This window comes from Tatumella citrea, from assembly GCF_002163585.1.
Classification (GTDB): domain Bacteria; phylum Pseudomonadota; class Gammaproteobacteria; order Enterobacterales; family Enterobacteriaceae; genus Tatumella; species Tatumella citrea.
This window is the reverse complement of record NZ_CP015579.1, coordinates 2,183,628-2,199,854: the sequence shown is the minus strand read 5'-3', so window position 1 is coordinate 2,199,854 and position 16,227 is coordinate 2,183,628. Positions and strand designations below refer to the sequence as shown.

Annotated in this window: 13 protein-coding genes, 1 tRNA gene, 4 other RNA genes and 1 pseudogene; 8 read left to right on the top strand and 11 right to left on the bottom strand. The window is 47.1% G+C overall.

Annotation, left to right across the window (positions count from 1 at the left end; genetic code table 11):
• Position 1 precedes the first annotated feature (1 nt).
• From A7K98_RS10510 to A7K98_RS10500, 3 genes are all read left to right on the top strand, one after another.
• On the top strand, positions 2-550 hold the full coding sequence (locus A7K98_RS10510; RefSeq protein WP_087488512.1) for an NAD(P)H nitroreductase: 549 nt from the start codon (positions 2-4) through the stop codon (positions 548-550).
• A gap of 165 nt (positions 551-715) precedes the next feature.
• Positions 716-2,629 (top strand): DNA topoisomerase III, encoded by a 1,914-nt coding sequence (locus tag A7K98_RS10505; RefSeq protein WP_087488511.1) that lies wholly within the window; start codon positions 716-718, stop codon positions 2,627-2,629.
• 2 nt (positions 2,630-2,631) lie between these two features.
• Positions 2,632-2,922 (top strand): DUF1496 domain-containing protein, encoded by a 291-nt coding sequence (locus A7K98_RS10500; protein WP_087488510.1) that lies wholly within the window; start codon positions 2,632-2,634, stop codon positions 2,920-2,922.
• A 29-nt stretch (positions 2,923-2,951) separates the two neighbouring features.
• On the opposite strand, the gene xthA is transcribed toward A7K98_RS10500, so the two are convergent.
• From xthA to A7K98_RS10460, 8 genes are all read right to left on the bottom strand, one after another.
• On the bottom strand, positions 2,952-3,758 hold the full coding sequence (xthA, locus tag A7K98_RS10495) for an exodeoxyribonuclease III (protein ID WP_087490459.1): 807 nt from the start codon (positions 3,756-3,758) through the stop codon (positions 2,952-2,954).
• Between the two features lie 309 nt (positions 3,759-4,067).
• Positions 4,068-4,192, bottom strand: a non-coding RNA gene (locus tag A7K98_RS10490) — RtT sRNA.
• Positions 4,193-4,231: 39 nt separating this feature from the next.
• Positions 4,232-4,356, bottom strand: a non-coding RNA gene (locus A7K98_RS10485) — RtT sRNA.
• 40 nt (positions 4,357-4,396) lie between these two features.
• Positions 4,397-4,521: non-coding RNA, RtT sRNA (locus A7K98_RS10480), on the bottom strand.
• A gap of 39 nt (positions 4,522-4,560) precedes the next feature.
• Positions 4,561-4,685: non-coding RNA, RtT sRNA (locus A7K98_RS10475), on the bottom strand.
• A 40-nt stretch (positions 4,686-4,725) separates the two neighbouring features.
• Positions 4,726-4,810 (bottom strand) — tRNA-Tyr (locus A7K98_RS10470).
• Positions 4,811-4,954: 144 nt separating this feature from the next.
• A complete protein-coding gene (purU, locus tag A7K98_RS10465; protein WP_038020815.1) occupies positions 4,955-5,803 on the bottom strand; it encodes a formyltetrahydrofolate deformylase in 849 nt (282 codons plus the stop codon).
• A 53-nt stretch (positions 5,804-5,856) separates the two neighbouring features.
• On the bottom strand, positions 5,857-6,318 hold the full coding sequence (locus A7K98_RS10460) for a YchJ family protein (RefSeq protein ID WP_087488509.1): 462 nt from the start codon (positions 6,316-6,318) through the stop codon (positions 5,857-5,859).
• 222 nt (positions 6,319-6,540) lie between these two features.
• Between A7K98_RS10460 and rssB the strand changes: the two genes are divergently transcribed.
• The 3 genes from rssB (at position 6,541) to A7K98_RS10445 (ending at position 9,883) form a co-directional block, all read left to right on the top strand.
• A complete protein-coding gene (gene rssB / locus A7K98_RS10455; RefSeq protein WP_087488508.1) occupies positions 6,541-7,566 on the top strand; it encodes a two-component system response regulator RssB in 1,026 nt (341 codons plus the stop codon).
• A 173-nt stretch (positions 7,567-7,739) separates the two neighbouring features.
• A complete protein-coding gene (galU, locus tag A7K98_RS10450) occupies positions 7,740-8,639 on the top strand; it encodes a UTP--glucose-1-phosphate uridylyltransferase GalU (RefSeq protein ID WP_087488507.1) in 900 nt (299 codons plus the stop codon).
• A gap of 236 nt (positions 8,640-8,875) precedes the next feature.
• Complete coding sequence (locus tag A7K98_RS10445) at positions 8,876-9,883, top strand: NAD-dependent epimerase (RefSeq protein WP_087488506.1); 1,008 nt, start codon at positions 8,876-8,878, stop codon at positions 9,881-9,883.
• Positions 9,884-9,969: 86 nt separating this feature from the next.
• Here the strand turns inward: A7K98_RS10445 and hns are convergent, their stop codons facing one another.
• A complete protein-coding gene (gene hns / locus A7K98_RS10440; RefSeq protein ID WP_087488505.1) occupies positions 9,970-10,377 on the bottom strand; it encodes a histone-like nucleoid-structuring protein H-NS in 408 nt (135 codons plus the stop codon).
• Between the two features lie 275 nt (positions 10,378-10,652).
• On the opposite strand from hns, the gene A7K98_RS10435 reads away from it, so the two are divergent.
• Entirely contained in the window at positions 10,653-11,285 is a 633-nt protein-coding gene (locus tag A7K98_RS10435; protein WP_087488504.1) for a thymidine kinase, read from the top strand.
• Positions 11,286-11,349: 64 nt separating this feature from the next.
• A pseudogene (locus A7K98_RS10430) lies at positions 11,350-12,699 on the top strand (IS3 family transposase).
• Between the two features lie 55 nt (positions 12,700-12,754).
• On the opposite strand, the gene adhE reads toward A7K98_RS10430, so the two are convergent.
• On the bottom strand, positions 12,755-15,433 hold the full coding sequence (gene adhE / locus A7K98_RS10425; protein ID WP_232461618.1) for a bifunctional acetaldehyde-CoA/alcohol dehydrogenase: 2,679 nt from the start codon (positions 15,431-15,433) through the stop codon (positions 12,755-12,757).
• A 464-nt stretch (positions 15,434-15,897) separates the two neighbouring features.
• Complete coding sequence (locus A7K98_RS10420) at positions 15,898-16,221, bottom strand: HI1450 family dsDNA-mimic protein (protein WP_087488503.1); 324 nt, start codon at positions 16,219-16,221, stop codon at positions 15,898-15,900.
• Positions 16,222-16,227 lie beyond the last annotated feature (6 nt).

Sequence of the window (16,227 nt, the reverse complement as noted above, 5' to 3'; positions counted from 1 at the left end):
TATGGACGCACTTGAACTGTTACTGCAACGCCGCTCTGCGGGACGCCTCACTGAACCTGCGCCACAAGGTGAAGTGTTAAACCATATTTTGCAGGCCGGGTTACGGGCTCCGGATCATGGAGCGCTGAAGCCCTGGCACTTTGTTATTATTGAACAGGAAGGGCGGGAACGTTTTAGCCAGGTGCTGTCAGCTGCAGCGGTTGCGGAAGGTCAGGATGAAAAAGCTATTGAGAAAGCCAAAACTGCGCCATTTCGTGCTCCGTTGATTATCACCGTGATTGCCCGTTGCGAAGAACACCCGAAAGTTCCTGAGTGGGAACAGGTGGTTTCTGCGGGTTGTGCAGTGATGGCAATGCAGATGGCCGCACAGGCTCAGGGATTTAATGGTATCTGGCGTAGCGGTGCATGGACTGAAAGCGAGAGCGTCCGCGAGGCATTTGGCTGTCGGGCACAGGACAAAATTGTCGGTTTTCTTTACCTGGGGACACCACAATTAAAAGCTCCACCAGTGGCAGCGGAAGATACCGCAGCTTTTGTCAGTTATTTCTGACAGAAAAAAGCCGCGAAATCTGGCACTATTCAGGCGGCTTTTCTGCTGCGTTAAAGGAAGCCAGTAACCGGCATTAGATTGGTTACTGAAGGCCCGGTAAGCCGTTAGTTCCGGGCCAAATACAGATGATTTACAGCCACCCGACTGAAAGGAATATCGCGGTTAATGCGTTTGTTTATTGCCGAAAAGCCCAGTCTTGCGCGGGCTATTGCAGATGTACTACCTAAACCGCACCGACGCGGGCAGGGATTTATTGCCTGTGGGAATGATCAGGTTGTCACCTGGTGTGTTGGCCACCTGCTGGAACAGGCTCAGCCTGAAAATTATGATCCACGTTATGCCCGCTGGTCGCTGGCCGATTTACCGATAGTTCCTGAAAAATGGCTGCTTAAGCCTCGCCCGGAAGTTGCTAAGCAGTTACGGGTGATAGAAGAACTGCTCCAGCAGGCGTCTCAGGTAGTTCATGCTGGTGACCCTGATCGCGAAGGTCAGTTGCTGGTGGATGAAGTGCTGGACTATCTGAAACTGAGCGGTGAAAAAAAAGCAACGGTTCAGCGCTGCCTGATTAATGATCTTAATCCTCAGGCTGTGGAGCGGGCCATAGAGAAACTGCGTGAAAACCGGGATTTTGTTCCACTCTGCATCTCGGCGCTTGCCAGAGCCCGGGCTGACTGGCTTTATGGCATTAATATGACCCGTGCTTATACCTTGTTTGGCCGTAATGCGGGCTATAACGGGGTATTATCGGTTGGGCGGGTTCAGACTCCCGTTCTCGGGCTGGTGGTTCGTCGTGATGAAGATATTGCCGGTTTCGTCGCTAAAGATTTTTTTGAAGTCAGAGCGCATATTCTGGCCGAAAACGAGCAAAGGTTTACAGCATTATGGGTACCGAGTGATGCCTGTGAATCCTGGCAGGATGAAGAAGGGCGTTTGCTTAACCGTTCGCTGGCCGATCATGTGTGTAAGCGTATTACTGGTCAACCAGCTCTGGTCACCAGCTATCAGGATAAACGTGAGTCAGAGATTGCTCCGCTTCCGTTCTCGCTTTCCAGTCTGCAAATTGAAGCTGCGCGACGCTTTGGACTGAGTGCGCAGAATGTACTGGATATCTGCCAGAAGTTATATGAAACCCATAAACTGATCACTTATCCGCGTTCTGATTGCCGTTATTTACCGGAAGAACACTTTGCCGGGCGACATGCAGTGATGGAGGCTATCAGCAGCCATCTGCCTCAGCAGGCAATGCCGGAAGAACTTAATCCGGATTTACGTAATCGTTGCTGGGATAATAAAAAGGTTGATGCTCACCACGCAATTATTCCAACCGCAAGACGAACGAATACCCGGTTGACGGAAAATGAACAGAATATTTACGGGCTGATTGCCCGGCAGTACCTGATGCAGTTTTGCCCTGAGGCTGTTTACCGCAAATGCGTGATTGAACTGGAAATTGCTGGCGGGAAATTCGTCGCCAAAGCCAGATTCCTGGCGGTCTCTGGTTGGCGGGTGCTGTTAGGCGCGAAAGAGCGTGACGAAGAAAACGACGGTACACCGTTGCCTGAAGTTAAAAAAGGTCAGGAATTACTGTGCGAGCAGGGAGAGGTGCTGGAAAAGAAAACTCAGCCACCGCGTTACTTTACTGATGCCACATTATTGTCAGCCATGACAGGTATTGCGCGCTTTGTTCAGGATAAAGCACTAAAGAAAGTGCTGAGAGAGACCGATGGTTTAGGTACGGAGGCGACGCGTGCCGGGATTATCGAACTACTGTTTAAACGGGGTTTTCTGGAGAAGAAAGGGCGCTATATTCATTCAACTGCAATAGGAAAAGCGCTGATTCATGCACTTCCTCAGCCGGCGGCCAGCCCGGATATGACTGCACACTGGGAATCAATGCTTACCAGCATCAGCGAAAAGAACTTTCGCTACCAGGATTTTATGCATCCTCTGGTGAATACATTGCAAAGCCTGATCGGTGAGGCACGACGCGCTCCTCCGGTACAAATTTTAAGACAACTGCCCGCCGCTCCACGCAAAGGGGGGCCAAAAAGGAAGAAAAAACCTGTCACGGAGGAATAAATATGCGCTGTTTAGTGCTGATTTCAGCTGGATTCTGTTGTTTTTCTGCATTCTGTTCGGTCGATGCCAACAGCCGGGGGGCGGTCCGGCTGGATATTGATACAGGGCAAATTATGTCTGTTGGACAAACAGGTCGTGCAGACTGGCAGAATAGCGACCGGGTCTGTTTCTATAATAGTCAGCGTTATTCTGAAGGTGCGGTGATTAAGGCAGGACCGGTGTTGATACAGTGCAGCCGCGAGCAGAATGTTACAGGAACGGAACCTCTGATCTGGAAACCGCTGAGCCGTTAAGACTCAGCGATATTCCGGCAAACAACTGATCAGAGTTTGAATTCAGCCCAGACAGGAGCATGGTCAGAAGGTTTTTCCATACTGCGGATATCATAGTCGATACCAGTGGCAACGCATCTGGATGCCAAAGGCTGGCTGGCCAACAGCAAATCGATACGCAGACCACGGTTGTCATCAAAGCCTTTTGAACGGTAGTCAAACCATGAGAAACGATCTTCCACCTGTGGATTAGCTGCGCGCCATGTATCTGTCAGACCCCAGCCTAACAATTTATCCATCCATTCGCGTTCTTCCGGAAGGAATGAGCATTTTCCGGTTCTCAGCCAACGTTTGCGGTTGTCTTCTCCAATACCGATGTCTTTGTCGGTACAACTGATATTCATATCCCCCATAATCAGCACCGGATTTTCGGTACTTAAATGAGTTTCCAGATGACTTTGCAAATCCTGATAGAATTTATCTTTAGCCGGAAATTTTATCGGATGGTCACGGCTTTCGCCCTGTGGGAAATAACCGTTAATCACGGTGATGTTACCAATTGGTGAGGGGATTTCAGCCATAATAATCCGACGCTGAGCATCTTCATCATCGGTCAAAAAACCACGCTGTACACTAACCGGTTCAGCTTTGGTCAGTAATGCGACTCCGTAATGTCCTTTCTGACCATGGTAAAAGACGTGGTAACCCAGTTTCAGAACCTCTTCCAGAGGAAACATATCATCGTGGACTTTGGTTTCCTGTAATCCGATAACATCTGGCTGAAGGTTCTCGACCAGCGCGGCTAACTGGTGTGGACGTGCTCTGAGCCCGTTGATATTGAAAGAAACAAATTTCATGTTTTTACCACTTTCATAGAATTTAACCGCGATGGTAGCGATTTTTTCCCCGAATGTCACCGTAAGCAAGGGCAGGGAGAGCGATTGCGCATTTCGCGGAAAACAGGAGGGTGGACTGCAGCTTCAGATCAGATTGTGAGAATATTAACATCGGTGGTTATTGTTCAGATAAACAAAGCGTATCTAGCGGGCCGTGCCAAAGTACGTTGCCTCACGTTGTTCGGCCCGAAGCTTGTCGAAGGTTCTCGTCTTTCTCCGTGGAGAATATATAAGCTTGCCCGGGATGTCTGGCTGAAACGCCATTTGAAATGGTGGTGGGAGAAGGATGACTCGCTGTTCCAGCTCGCCCTGCGGGCCGTGCTAAAGCACGTTGCCTCACGCTGTTCGGCCCGAACCTTGTCGAAGGTTCTCGTCCTTCTCCGTGGAGAATATATAAGCTTGTCTGGAATATCTGGCTGAAACGCCATTTAGAATGGTGGTGGGAGAAGGATGACTCGCTGTACCAGCTCGCCCTGCGGGCCGTGCTAAAGCACGTTGCCTCACGTTGTTCGGCCCGAACCTTGTCGAAGGTTCTCGTCCTTCTCCGTGGAGAATATATAAGCTGGTCTGAATTGTTTGGCTGAAGCGCCATAATAATATGGTGGTGGGAGAAGGATGACTCGCCGTACCGGCTCGCCCTGCGGGCCGTGCTAAAGCACGTTGCCTCACGTTGTTCGGCTCGAACCTTGTCGAAGGTTCTCGTCCTTCTCAGTGGAGAATATATAAGCTTGCCCGGAATATCTGGCTGAAACGCCATTTAGAATGGTGGTGGGAGAAGGATGACTCGCCGTACCGGCTCGCCCTGCGGGCCGGGCTAAAGCACGTTGCCTCACGTTGTTCGGCTCAAACCTTGTCGAAGGTTCTCGTCCTTCTCCGTGGAGAATATATAAGCTGGTCTGAATTGTTTGGCTGAAGCGCCATAATAAGATGGTGGTGGGAGAAGGATTCGAACCTTCGAAGTCTGTGACGGCAGATTTACAGTCTGCTCCCTTTGGCCGCTCGGGAATCCCACCTGATTGTGATGCTTCTTAACCTGTCGAAGCGGGGTGCATATTAACAGAACTTCTGAATGTGTAAACAGGCAAAACGGATATTTTTCATCGCTTGCCTGTTTTTTACACGGTAAATGAATGACATGCGTATTTTGCAGTCAATTTTTACAGAATAATAGTCCGGTTGCCGTAAACAAATACCCGCTGAGCAAGCACCTTATCCAGGGCACGGCTGAGAGCATTCTTTTCTACATCACGTCCCGCACGCATCATATCGTCAGCCGTAAAGCTGTGATCAACATGAATAACGTCCTGCATAATGATTGGACCCTCATCCAGATTATCATTCACGTAGTGCGCAGTGGCGCCAATAATCTTCACGCCGCGTTCATAGGCCTGATGGTATGGACGTGCGCCAATAAAGGCAGGCAGGAAAGAATGATGGATATTAATAATCTGATTTGGAAACCGTTTTACAAATTCCGGGGTCAGAACACGCATATATTTTGCCAGTACTACATAGTCAGGCTGATAACGCTCAATTTCGTCTGCCATACGCATGTCGTGATCTTCACGGGTCAAACCCTCATGACTGACCAGTACGAACGGGATATCAAACCGTTCTACCAGAGAACGCAGTGTCTCATGGTTACCTATGACCGCCGCAATCTCCATATCCAGGCCACCAAAGGTGCTTTTCATCAGCAAATCACCAAGGCAATGAGCCTCTTTGGTGACCATAATTACGACACGACGGCGCCCTGCAGGTTGCAGTTCACGCACCGATCCGCCAGGTAAAGCGCTGTCTAAATCTGCCAGTAATGTGGTGTCATTAAAAATGCCTTCCAGCTCGGTACGCATAAAAAAGCGGCCGGTACGGTGATCGACAAATTCATTATTCTGGACAATATTTAGTTCGTGCTTGTAACAAATATTGGTAATTTTAGCGATGAGTCCTTTAGCATCAGGACAGATGGTTCGTAAAACTTTTCTCTGTAACGTCTGGGCTTGCATTGTGCGCATTATCCTGTCGAATCTAATTTCAGTCGTGCAATGTGGCTGATTTGCTACTGACCACAACATTTTTTATATTTCCTGCCGGAACCGCAAGGGCAGGTATCGTTTCTGCCCGCCTGCAGATGAACGCCGTCAACATAATACCAGTGTTGCTCTTCCCTGATAAAGCGAGACCGTTCGTAAATCGCCGAAGTTTGATTTTTTTCGCAATATCGGGCAAAAAAAGTAACAAATGCTTCATTACTATCATTATTATAGTCATGTGAGATAACGTTCAGCCCGAGCCATTGGGTCTCAGACAGATTGGCGGAAATAAGTTGTTCGAGTCCGGGACTTCTCTGAGATTGATGCCAGCTTTCTATCAGCCATGGCACATTACCACGTTGATACGCAGTATAGCGGGAACGCATGAGCGATTGTGCATCAGGCGCAATCTGTGTTCCGCTGATATACCGGCCACAACAATGGTCATAATTCTGCTGGCTTCCACAAGGACAGGGTTCGGTGGACACTTTATCTCCGTTTTATCTAAAATGTTTAATGCTTTTTGCGGCCTGATTCAGCTAAAACAGGCTGACAGGTGAAAGGCCGAGGATGAACTATACTATACAAAAGCAGCAGATTCTCTTACTGACAAAAGTTCACATTGCCAGAAGACTGCGCTTAAAACTGTCGGGTATCTATTCCTGCAGAGAGGAACGTTATAACTCTGAGAACAAGAACAGGTATTTGTAATGAGTAACCCATTGTCCGGTAAAAATATCTTAGTTGTTGAAGATGAAGTCGTCTTCTCTTCGCTGATTTGTGGTTTTGTTGAGAGTATGGGGGGGAAAACTCTGCCTGCCAGCGATGGAAAAGTGGCACTTAACCTGATCGACCATTATCCGGTTGATCTGGTCATTTGTGATCTCAACATGCCGGTGATGCGGGGTGATGAATTTGTTCAGCAATTACGTATTCGTGGCAATGCTCTCCCGGTTGTAATTATTACCGCCAGTGAGGATGTATCTGAAATTGCTGGCATGCTCCGGCTGGGTGTACAGGATGTACTGCTGAAACCTCTTGATGACCTGGAGCGGGTGCGGGATGTCATTCTGGAATGCCTCTATCCATCAATGTTTGCCTCCAAAATCAAAGAGGATGAGCAACTTTTCGACAGTTGGGATGATTTGATTCAACAGCCGGACAAAGCAATCCGGCTGATTAAACAACTCCAGCCCCCCATCCGTCAGTCTCTTGCTAACACTCAGGTGAATTACCGTCAGCTGACCTGTACCGGTGAACCCGGTTTAGTCTTTGATATTGCGGCACTTTCTGACTCTCAGATTGGCTTCTATGTACTGGACGTGACTCGTGCCGGCAACAACGGCATTATGGCGGCGTTGTTACTGCGGGTTATGTTTAATGAATTGCTGCAGAAAAAAATTGCTGATCAGCGTCAGCAGTTGCCTGAACTCAGTAGCATTCTTAATGATATCAATAAATTACTTCAGGATGCCGGGATGACGGGGCAGTTTCCTTTGCTGGTAGGATACTATCACCATACTCAGAGACAATTGCTACTGGTCCCTGCAGGGTTACACAGTGTTATTGATATTGACGGTGTTCAGCACGAACTGGATACCGGCATCCCGCCAGGAACATTTGAACAAATACATGCGACACAGCACAGTTTTTCTTTGACAGCGTGCGAATGTAGTATCAGTGGAGCTGGTGGAAAGCTCAAACTGATGCTCTGTGCAAATGATCAGCTTCCATGAACAATAATGATGTAAGTTTCTTATCTGTCAGGGTAAATTACCGGTTAGTATAATTCCTAAATTTCCCGTGATTGCGCTTTCAGGCGAAATCCGGGGGGGATCAACTGATATACTGTGGCTGTTCAAAACAAAAAATCCTATGGGCAATACTCGCCCACGAGTGAGGTAATTTGATGTCTGCTTATAAATCAAAAGTAAAAAAAGCGGTAATTCCGGTGGCGGGATTAGGAACCCGTATGTTGCCGGCAACCAAGGCAATTCCAAAAGAGATGCTGCCACTGGTTGATAAGCCGTTGATCCAGTATGTGGTGAATGAATGTATTGCTGCCGGTATTCATGAAATTATTCTGGTAACGCACTCTTCAAAAAATTCTATCGAAAACCACTTTGATACCAGCTTCGAGTTAGAAGCTATGCTGGAAAAACGTGTTAAACGTCAGTTACTCGATGAAATTCAAAGCATCTGTCCTCCTCACGTCACCATTATGCAGGTGCGTCAGGGTGTTGCAAAAGGACTGGGGCATGCTGTGATGTGTGCACATCCGCTGGTAGGTGATGAACCTTTTGCGGTTATCCTGCCAGATGTGATCATTGATGAATACGAATCAAACCTGCAGCAGGAGAACCTGGCAGAGATGTTACACCGGTTCGATGAGACCGGTCGTAGTCAGATTATGGTTGAGCCGGTTGCCGATGTCACTGCATACGGTGTAGTTGACTGCCAGGGCGCGGACTTACAACCTGGCCAGAGTGCACCAATGGTTGGAGTGGTCGAGAAGCCTAAAGCTTCTGAAGCACCTTCAAACCTGGCCGTTGTGGGTCGCTATGTACTTTCTGAACATATCTGGCCTCTGCTGGCGAAAACTCCTCCGGGAGCAGGTGGTGAAGTACAGTTAACTGACTCTATCGCTATGCTGATGGAGAAAGAAACTGTCGAAGCTTACCACCTCAAAGGTCTTAGTCACGATTGTGGTAACAAGCTGGGTTATATGCAGGCGTTTGTTGAATACGGTGTTCGTCACCCTGTTCTTGGCGAAGATTTCAAAAACTGGTTGAGCAAAACTGTAAGCTGATAAAGTAGCAGGGCGGCGCTGGTTGCCTTGCTAACCGCAGTGGAATTACATCAGTCAGATATTCAGGGTCATGCCATTGTGTATGACCTTTTTTTTTATTGTCAGAGCTCAGAGCGCCATAAATGGCGGAAAGCTAAAACAATCCGTGATTTTTGTATCGCGAAACCTGTATCATTCTGTCGGTCGTAATGGCGGGAATGAAAACAGCCATCTGTATAAGCTGAAAAGAGGGAAATATGAACTATCTGGTGACAGGCGCAGCAGGGTTTATCGGTTTTACTGTCTGCCGGCGTTTGCTGGAAGCCGGGCTCCGTGTTGTGGGTATCGATAATCTGAATGATTATTATGATGTCCGGCTGAAACAGGACCGGGTAGAGTTGCTAAAGGCATTTCCTGGTTTCACTTTTGAGCAGGTTGATATTGCTGACAGGGCCGCGATGGATTCATTATTCAGCCGCCATTCTTTCCAGCGTGTCATTCATCTTGCCGCTCAGGCAGGTGTTCGTTATTCACTGGAAAATCCACATGTCTATGTAGATTCAAACGTTGTCGGGCACCTCAATGTGCTGGAAGGTTGTCGACATCATAAAATTGGGCATCTGCTCTATGCCAGTTCAAGCTCTGTCTATGGGTTAAACCGTAAATTACCGTTTTCCACGGAAGACAGTGTCGATCATCCGGTCTCATTATATGCTGCGACCAAAAAAGCTAATGAACTGATGAGTCATAGTTATTCTCATTTATATCAGTTGCCAGTGACAGGATTGCGCTTTTTTACAGTTTATGGTCCGTGGGGCCGGCCTGACATGGCGCTGTTTAAATTTACCCGTGCGATACTGGCCGGTGAATCCATCGATGTATATAACTACGGGCAAATGCAACGAGATTTCACATATATTGATGATATTGTGGAAGCCATTTTTCTGCTGCAGGATAAAATCCCACAACCAGACCCTGACTGGACGGTGGAAAGCGGTTCAGCAGCGAAAAGCTCTGCCCCCTACAGTATTTATAATATAGGCAACAGCCAGCCGGTGGCTCTGATGGATTACATCAATGCACTTGAAGACGCCTTAGGAATTACGGCTAAAAAGAATATGTTACCTTTGCAGGCAGGGGATGTTCTGGATACCAGTGCAGATACAGCGGAATTATATAACCTGATTAACTTTAAGCCGGATACTTCAGTACGTGAAGGCGTTAAGAAGTTTGTTAGCTGGTATCGGGATTATTACAAAGTATAAAAAAGGAGGGTAATTACCCTCCTTTAATGTTGCCGGATAACCGGCAACAGGAAAATTTACCGGAGAATGAAAGCTAATCAGTCAGATTAAAGAGCAAAGTCTTCCAGTTTTTTACCGTCTGATTCGATGGCTTTTCTGATCACTGCTGGTGTACGGCCCTGGCCAGTCCAGGTACGAAGTTCACCCGCTTCATCAGTATACTGATATTTGGCAGGACGTGCGGCACGACGCGCTTTAACCGCAGGTTTAGCTGCTGCAACAGCCTGCAGAAGTTCATTTGGATCAATACCATCTGCAATCAGCATTTCACGATATTGTTCCAGTTTGCGTAAACGTTCTGAGTTTTGTGCAACAGCCTGGGATTCTTCTTCACGACGCTCGTTAACAATAACTTCAAATTTCTCAAGCATCTCTTCCAGAGTTTCAATACTATATTCTCTGGCTTGCGCACGCAGTGTACGAATATTATTCAACGATTTAATCGCATCGCTCATTGTCCGGATCTCACAATTAATTGGTTATTATGCAGAAGATTATAATCATAGTCTCAGGTAAAATTTACTGCAACTAATAACTATGACATCATTAACAAATTAATATCCCGGTGACTTTAGAAACAAACAGATAACTGTCGGCAAAATAACGGACAAGCGTTAAATATTCGCAAAGCAAATGCGAAAAATACAGATATATCTGATGATGCACATTTTGTATGCACGGGATATGTTAAGATGAAATCAATTACTTTGTACTCCAGAGAGCAGGTGACATGGCACAGCTTTACTTTTATTACTCTGCAATGAATGCAGGGAAATCCACTTCATTGCTGCAATCGTCGTATAACTATCATGAACGCGGAATGAAAACGGTCATTTATACCGCTGAAATTGATAACCGCTTCGGAAAAGGTAAAGTCAGTTCCCGTATAGGATTATCCTCTGAAGCCAGGCTTTATAACCAGCAAACTGATATAGGTGATGATATTCACCGGCTACATCAGGAAGCCCGGTTACATTGTGTGCTGGTTGATGAAAGCCAGTTTCTAACCCGCCAGCAAGTGAAATCACTGACCTGGGTGACTGACTTTCTGGATATTCCTGTGCTGTGCTATGGATTGCGAACGGATTTTCGCGGGGAGTTATTCGAAGGGAGTCAGTATCTGTTGGCCTGGGCAGATAAATTAGTTGAGCTGAAAACCATCTGCCACTGTGGCCGTAAAGCCAGTATGGTATTACGCCTTGACGCGCAGGGTGAACCGTTCAGACAGGGAGAACAGGTGGTTATAGGCGGGAATGAAAGTTATATCTCAGTCTGCCGCAAACACTACTGGCAGGCAATTGAACAAAATGATCTCAGCGCTATACATGGTGCGGGGAATGGCCCGGAACTTATTCAGCCATAAAAAAACCGCTCGGATGAACTGCACCCCAAAAGTTGGACACCCAACTGAGTAAGGTGCAGTTTTTATGAGTAAGTATTCTCTCAGCTTCAAACTTGAGGTCGTGCAGCACTACCTTTCCGGACTGGAGGGACAGAAAGCGACAGCAAAACGGTTTGGTATCGATAACAGTGCCGTAAGAAAGTGGACTGCTTTATGGCAGCTTCATGGCGAAGCCGGGCTGACTATGCGGTGCTTCACCTATTCTCCGGCTTTCAAAGAGTCTGTTATCTTGTCTATGCGTGAACACCGTCTGTCTGTTCGCGAAGTCTGTGCCAAATTCGCTATCCCTGCTTTTTCCTCAGTATGTCTGTGGGAACGGTTGTATGATGAGGGGGGTATTGAAGCCCTCAAAGTCAACCGCGGCAGGAAAAAAACGATGCCAGATACACCTGAAAAGAAAGCGGTTAACCTTTCTCAGACCACCCTCAATACGGACGAACGCGAAGAGCTTGAGCAACTACGCGTCGAAGTGGCTTACTTAAAAAAGCTTCAAGCCTTACTCAGGGAAAAAAACACGCCAAAACGCGGGATAAAACGCAAGTCGTGAATGAGCTAAGGTCACAATTTCCTTTGGCGCGTTTGCTGAAAGCCGCTGAGTTAGCCAGAAGTACGTTTTACTGGCAGTTGTCATGCGGCAAAAAGGCAGATAAATATGCCGATGATAAGCGTCGGATCCTGGCGTTGTTCCATCACCATAAAGGGCGATATGGATATCGCAGGATCACGCTTGCGGGTCGGGGTGTTTACTGAATCATAAAACGGTTCAGAGGCTCATGAAGCAGTTACAGCTGGCATCCTGTATCAGAGTGAAAAAGTACAACTCTTACAAAGGCCGATACGGCAAAGCTGCCGGTAATGTGCTGGATCGTAAGTTTACTGCGGACAGACCAAATCAGAAGTGGGTCACGGACGTTACGGAATTTAAAGTTGGCGGGGAAAAGCTGTACTTATCTCCGATACTTGATCTTTATAACGGTGAAATCGTGGCATATCAAATGGAACATCGCCCCGGTTGTCGATGGTAGATGATATGTTGACTAAAGCGTTATCAGTGCTGAACGAAGGTGAATACCCGTTGCTCCATTCAGATCAGGGTTGGCAGTATCAAATGGTGCAATATCAGAAGCGACTTAAGGAAGCAGGGCTGAAACAGAGCATGTCACGAAAGGGCAACTGCTATGACAATGCGGTAATAGAAAGCTTCTTCGGGACATTAAAGGCGGAATGCTTTTACCTCAGTGAATATAGAGATATAAAAGAGTTACGCATAGCAATCGATGAGTATATCCACTATTACAATCATGAAAGAATAAAACTGAAACTAAAAGGGGTGAGTCCGGTAGAGTACCGAACCCAGGCCCTGGTAGCCGCTTAACATGAACCGTCCAACTTTATGGGGTCAGTTCAAGCTGGCGGTTTTTGTTTTCAGGTTATTTTACTTTCTTTTTACTGCGGGATGCAGCCGCAGGTTTTTCAGTTTCTTCAGAAGTCGCAGATGCTCCTTCGCTGAATTCCCTGCCGTAAAAACTATCCAGCATTATCTGTTTTAATTCGGCAATCAGAGGGTAACGTGGGTTAGCTCCTGTACACTGGTCGTCGAAAGCATCTTCTGCCAGCTTATCAATTTTTGCGAGGAAATCGGCCTCCTGAACGCCTGCTTCCCGAATTGATTTAGGAATTCCCAGGTCTGTTTTAATTTCATCCAGCCATTTCAACAGGGCGGCAATTTTAGCTGCGGTGCGATCGCCTGGCTGACCTAAGCCCAGATGATCCGCAATTTCAGCATAACGACGACGTGCCTGAGGGCGGTCATACTGGCTAAAAGCGGTCTGCTTAGTAGGGTTATCATTTGCGTTATAGCGGATAACATTCGAAATCAGCAGGGCATTTGCCAGCCCGTGCGGGATATGGAATTCAGAACCCAGCTTATGCGCCATTGAGTGACATACCCCAAGGAAGGCGTTAGCAAAGGCAATACCTGCTATTGTGGCGGCATTATGTACCCGTTCGCGGGCAATCGGATTTTTCGCACCTTCATGATAGCTGGCTGGCAGGTTCTCTTTCAGCAATTTCAACGCCTGCAGTGCCTGTCCATCGGAATACTCGTTCGCCAGTACTGAGACATAAGCTTCAAGTGCATGCGTCACTGCATCCAGACCACCAAAAGCACACAGTGATTTTGGCATATCCATGACCAGGTTTGCATCGACAATGGCCATGTCCGGTGTCAGAGCATAGTCCGCCAGAGGGTATTTCAGTCCGGTGGCATCATCGGTAACCACTGCAAAAGGTGTCACTTCTGAACCGGTACCGGAAGTTGTGGTAATAGCGACGAGGCTGGCTTTAACGCCCATTTTAGGGAATTTATAGATACGTTTGCGGATATCCATAAATCGCAGAGCCAGTTCTTCAAAGTGAGTTTCCGGATGCTCATACATCACCCACATGATTTTCGCCGCATCCATCGGGGAACCACCACCTAAGGCAATAATGACATCAGGTTTGAAACTATGCATCTGAGCTGCGCCTTTACGAACAATGCTGAGCGTCGGATCGGCTTCAACTTCAAAAAATATCTCAGTTTCAACACCATGCGCTTTTAATACCCGGGTAACCTGGTCCGCATAGCCATTGTTAAACAGGAAGCGGTCGGTAACGATAAATGCCCGTTTTGCACCATCTCCGGCGATTTCTTCCAGAGCAATCGGCAGTGAACCACGACGAAAATAGATGGATTTAGGAAGTTTATGCCACAACATATTTTCAGCCCGTTTAGCGACGGTTTTTTTGTTGATCAGGTGTTTAGGCCCGACGTTTTCTGAAATAGAGTTACCACCCCAGGAACCACAGCCTAATGTCAGGGAAGGGGCCAGTTTAAAGTTGTATAAATCGCCGATACCCCCCTGAGATGCAGGAGTGTTAATCAGTATCCTGGCGGTTTTCATTTTCTCACCAAACAATTTTACCCGTTCCGGCTGATTATCCTGGTCGGTATACAGACATGAGGTATGTCCGATACCACCCATTTCGACCAGTTTTTCGGCTTTAAGCAAAGCATCGTTAAAGTCTTTGGCACGATACATGGCGAGTGTTGGTGATAATTTTTCGTGAGCAAAAGGCTCAGACTCATCAATAACACTGACTTCACCAATTAATATCTTGGTGTCTGCAGGTACGTTAATACCAGCCATCTCAGCAATTTGGGTTGCCGGCTGACCAACAATGGCCGCGTTGAGACCACCATTTTTTAGAATGATGTTTTGTACTGCCTGTAATTCACTGCCTTGTAACAGATAACCGCCGTGACTGGAGAAACGTTCACGGACTGCATCATAGACAGTATCATCGACGATGACTGATTGTTCAGAGGCGCAGATGACCCCGTTGTCGAAGGTTTTTGACATCAGGATAGAGGCAACCGCACGCTTAATATCCGCAGTGTTGTCGATAACTACCGGAGTGTTACCCGCACCTACACCGATAGCCGGTTTACCTGAACTGTAAGCGGCTTTCACCATGCCCGGGCCACCCGTAGCAAGAATCAGATTAATATCCGGGTGATGCATTAGCTGGTTAGACAGCTCTACAGAAGGTTCATCAATCCAGCCGATCAGATCTTTAGGTGCTCCCGCAGCAATAGCAGCCTGCAGCACAATATCTGCAGCTTTATTAGTTGCATTTTTTGCCCGTGGATGAGGGGAGAAAATAATACCGTTACGGGTTTTAAGGCTGATTAGTGCTTTGAAAATAGCAGTGGAGGTCGGGTTAGTGGTTGGGACGATACCGCAGATCAGGCCGATGGGTTCAGCAATGGTGATAGTACCGAAAGTATCATCCGTTTCCAGGATGCCGCAGGTTTTTTCATCTTTGTAAGCGTTATAGATGTATTCGGAGGCAAAATGATTTTTAATAACTTTATCTTCGACGATCCCCATTCCGGATTCCGCCACCGCCATTTTTGCCAACGGTATTCGGGCATCTGCGGCAGCCAGTGCTGCTGCCCGAAAGATTTTATCAACCTGCTCCTGACTAAAATCTGCATACTGTTGTTGCGCGTGTTTTACTCTGGCTACCAGCGCATTCAGTTCAGCAACGTTTGTTACAGTCATGCTTATCTCCTGAAGGAAAATTAAACTTTTTTAGTAAACATACGTGTCAGATTTCTGCTACTGCCCGTGATAACACGGTGCTTACTAAAAGAATCTCATATCGGCATGAAGTTATGAAGTCTGGTTGAGAATAGATTACCGGGATGTTGCAAAGCGGGTACTGATACAGATCAAATTATGCGCAAGCTGATACCTTTCAGCTGCGCTAAAACTCTGTATTTGTGCCTTAAGTGTTAAGTTTAGTTTAGTTGTATGTTTATTTCATGCCAGGGCTTCATAAGCCCGAACAGGGAAATGTTAAATAAAGCTAATCTGTTTTGTTCCGGGAAGAACAGGGGGGAGGTCAGTGTTACTGAACAGAAAAAATGATTGCAGTAAGGGTTCAGGAGCCTGGTTGAGCGCAGCGATAAATAAATCAGAGCGGGTACAGAGCTGAATACGGTGCCCTGAAGGGCACCTGGAATTTATTCACGCCACAGGATATGGCAGAGTTTATGGTCTTTTTCACGACACAACAAAACCCGGGCGAAAACATCGGTAATAGGTTCACCATCGGCTTCACCCAGACCAATAACTACTTCGGCAAAAAAGTCCGGATTTAAATCGAAGTCGACATGTTCATTCCAGTCTTCTGAAGGATCGAACAATTCTGCGCCACCGCGCTCTTCGAACTGTAAATTAAACAGAATAATATCTGCCGGGTCCAGATTGTCCCCTGCCAGTTCAAGAAATATATCGTACGCCTGCTCCAGCGTTTCATCTTCAGTAAGACGATTGTTGAGATCCATGATGAG